The following is a 2,157-nucleotide window of genomic DNA, read 5'->3' on the forward strand; positions in this document are numbered from 1 at the left end:
GCCTTCGGTGCGGTGCGCGAGCGGGCCGGCAGTGCGCTGCCCGGCATTGCGCCGACCAATGCCTACCGCTGCAACGACGGCCACTACGTGCTGGTGGCGGGCAATGGCGACAGCATCTTCCGCCGGCTGATGCGTGCCATCGGCCGCGCGGACCTGGAGACCGATGCGCAGTTGCGGCACAACGACGGGCGCGTGCTGCGCGTGGAAGAGATCGATGCCGCCATCGAAGCCTGGACCTTGCAGCGCAGCCGCGACGAGGCGCTGGCCGTGCTCGACGCCGCGGGCGTGCCGGCAGGGCGCATCTACACGGTGGAGGACATCGCGAGCGATCCGCAGTACCTGGCGCGCGAGATGATCGTCGAAGCACGCGGATCCGACGGAATCGTGCTCAAGGTGCCCGGTGTCGTGCCCAAGCTCAGCGCCACGCCGGGCCGCATCGCGCATGCGGCGCCGCGCCTGGGGGAACACACCGAAGACCTGCGGGGCGAAGGCTGGCCCGCAAGGCGGGCCGCGGAAAGCGAGGCGGTATGAAGGCAGGCAACGGCGCGCGGCTCTTCATCAACGAGGTGGCGACGCGCGACGGCTTCCAGATGGAAAGCCGCTTCATTCCCACCGACGACAAGATCGCGCTGATCGACCGCTTGAGCGCATTGGGCTACGCGAAGATCGAAGTGACCTCGTTCACTTCGGCCAAGGCGATTCCGGCGCTGCGCGATGGCGAAGAGGTGATGCAGCGCATCGCCCGCCGCCCCGGCGTGGTCTACACCGCGCTGGTGCCGAACCTGCGAGGAGCGGAGCGCGCGCTCGAAAGCCGCGTCGACGAATTCAACATCGTCATGTCCACCAGCGAGACGCACAACCTTGCCAACCTGCGCATGACGCGCGAGCAGTCGTTCGCGCAGTTGGCTGGGGTCGTCGCGCTGGCGAAGCAGGCCGGCGTGCCTGTGAACGTGTCCCTCTCGTGCGTGTTCGGCTGCCCGATGGAGGGCGAAGTGCCGCTATCCGCCGTGCTCGGCTGGATCGATCGATTTGCCGCGCTCGAGGTGCAGGGCATCACGCTGTGCGACACGACCGGCATGGCCTTTCCGACGCAGGTGCAGGCGATCAGCGAAGCGGTGCTCGCACGGTGGCCCGCGCTGGCCTTTACGGCGCACTTCCACAACACACGCGGCATGGGTCTGGCGAACACGGTGGCCGCGGTGGAAGCGGGCATCCGCCGGCTCGACATGTCGCTGGGCGGTATCGGCGGTTGCCCTTACGCACCGGGCGCCACCGGCAATGTCGCGACCGAAGACGTGGCGCACATGCTGCAATGCATGGGCTACGACACGGGAATGGACCTCGGCGGGCTCATCGCCGCTGCCGCGCAGCTCGAATCGCTGGTGCAGCACGAACTGTCGGGCCAGGTTTCGCGCGCCGGGCACCGGCTCACGCGGCACGCGCCGCCGGCGGATTTCAACGACATCGCCGAGCGCGCGCATGCACGCCCGGCACACAAGGAGAACGCATGATCGACCACCTGGACCATCTGGTGCTCACCACCGCGAACGAAGAGGCCTGCGAGCGCTTCTACGTCGATGCGCTGGGCATGTCGCTGGAGACTTTCGGCGCCGGCCGCAAGGCCTTTCGCTTCGGCAACCAGAAGATCAACCTGCATGTGAAGGGGCACGAGTTCGAGCCCAAGGCGAACCTGCCCACGCCGGGCTCGCTGGACCTGTGCTTCATTGCCAGCGTGCCGCTCGAAGAAGTCATTGCCCGCCTTGGCGAGAAGGGCGTGCCGATCCTAGAGGGCCCGGTGATTCGAACGGGTGCCACCTCGCGCATCCGCTCGGTCTACGTGCGCGACCCCGACCTGAATCTCATCGAGATATCGGAGCTCGCGCCCTGAGAAAAGAGGCCGGGTTCCGACAGCAGCTTTCGATCAAGAAAAACCACCGGAGACAAACCATGACATTCACTCACCGCCTGCTGGCGGCCGGCCTCGCGCTGGCCGCCACCGTGTCGCATGCCGACACCTGGCCCTCGAAACCGATCACCTTCGTGGTGCCGACCGCGCCCGCCGGCTCCACCGACATCATGGCGCGGCTGGTCACCGACCCGCTGCAGCGGGCGCTGGGCCAGCCCATCGTGGTGGATAACAAGCCCGGCGCCAGCGGC

The 2,157-nt window shown here is 67.7% G+C and carries 3 protein-coding genes and 1 pseudogene; all 4 read left to right on the forward strand.

What is annotated here, in order from left to right; all coding sequences use genetic code 11:
* Positions 1-531, forward strand: a 531-nt coding sequence (locus DBV14_RS32765) for a CoA transferase (RefSeq protein ID WP_185546208.1), incomplete at its 5' end; no start/stop codon positions are given.
* Positions 528-1,511 carry a hydroxymethylglutaryl-CoA lyase gene (locus tag DBV14_RS32770; protein WP_124466328.1) on the forward strand — a complete coding sequence of 328 codons (984 nt, stop codon included), beginning with the start codon at positions 528-530 and terminating at the stop codon, positions 1,509-1,511. The genes DBV14_RS32765 and DBV14_RS32770, both read left to right, overlap by 4 nt.
* Positions 1,508-1,888, forward strand: a complete 381-nt coding sequence (locus DBV14_RS32775; RefSeq protein ID WP_124466331.1) for a VOC family protein — start codon at positions 1,508-1,510, stop codon at positions 1,886-1,888. Before DBV14_RS32770 ends, DBV14_RS32775 begins: the two co-directional genes overlap by 4 nt.
* A gap of 59 nt (positions 1,889-1,947) precedes the next feature.
* Positions 1,948-2,157, forward strand: a pseudogene (locus tag DBV14_RS34105) (tripartite tricarboxylate transporter substrate binding protein); the annotation flags it as partial.

Origin of the sequence: Variovorax sp. KBW07, from assembly GCF_003852515.1 — a bacterium.
GTDB lineage: Bacteria > Pseudomonadota > Gammaproteobacteria > Burkholderiales > Burkholderiaceae_C > Variovorax.

What these genes read in the sequence shown, in the direction of transcription:
- DBV14_RS32770 (WP_124466328.1), top strand. Translation starts at nt 528, where the DNA reads ATGAAGGCAGGCAACGGCGCGCGGCTCTTCATCAACGAGGTGGCGACG.
- DBV14_RS32775 (WP_124466331.1), top strand. Translation starts at nt 1,508, where the DNA reads ATGATCGACCACCTGGACCATCTGGTGCTCACCACCGCGAACGAAGAG.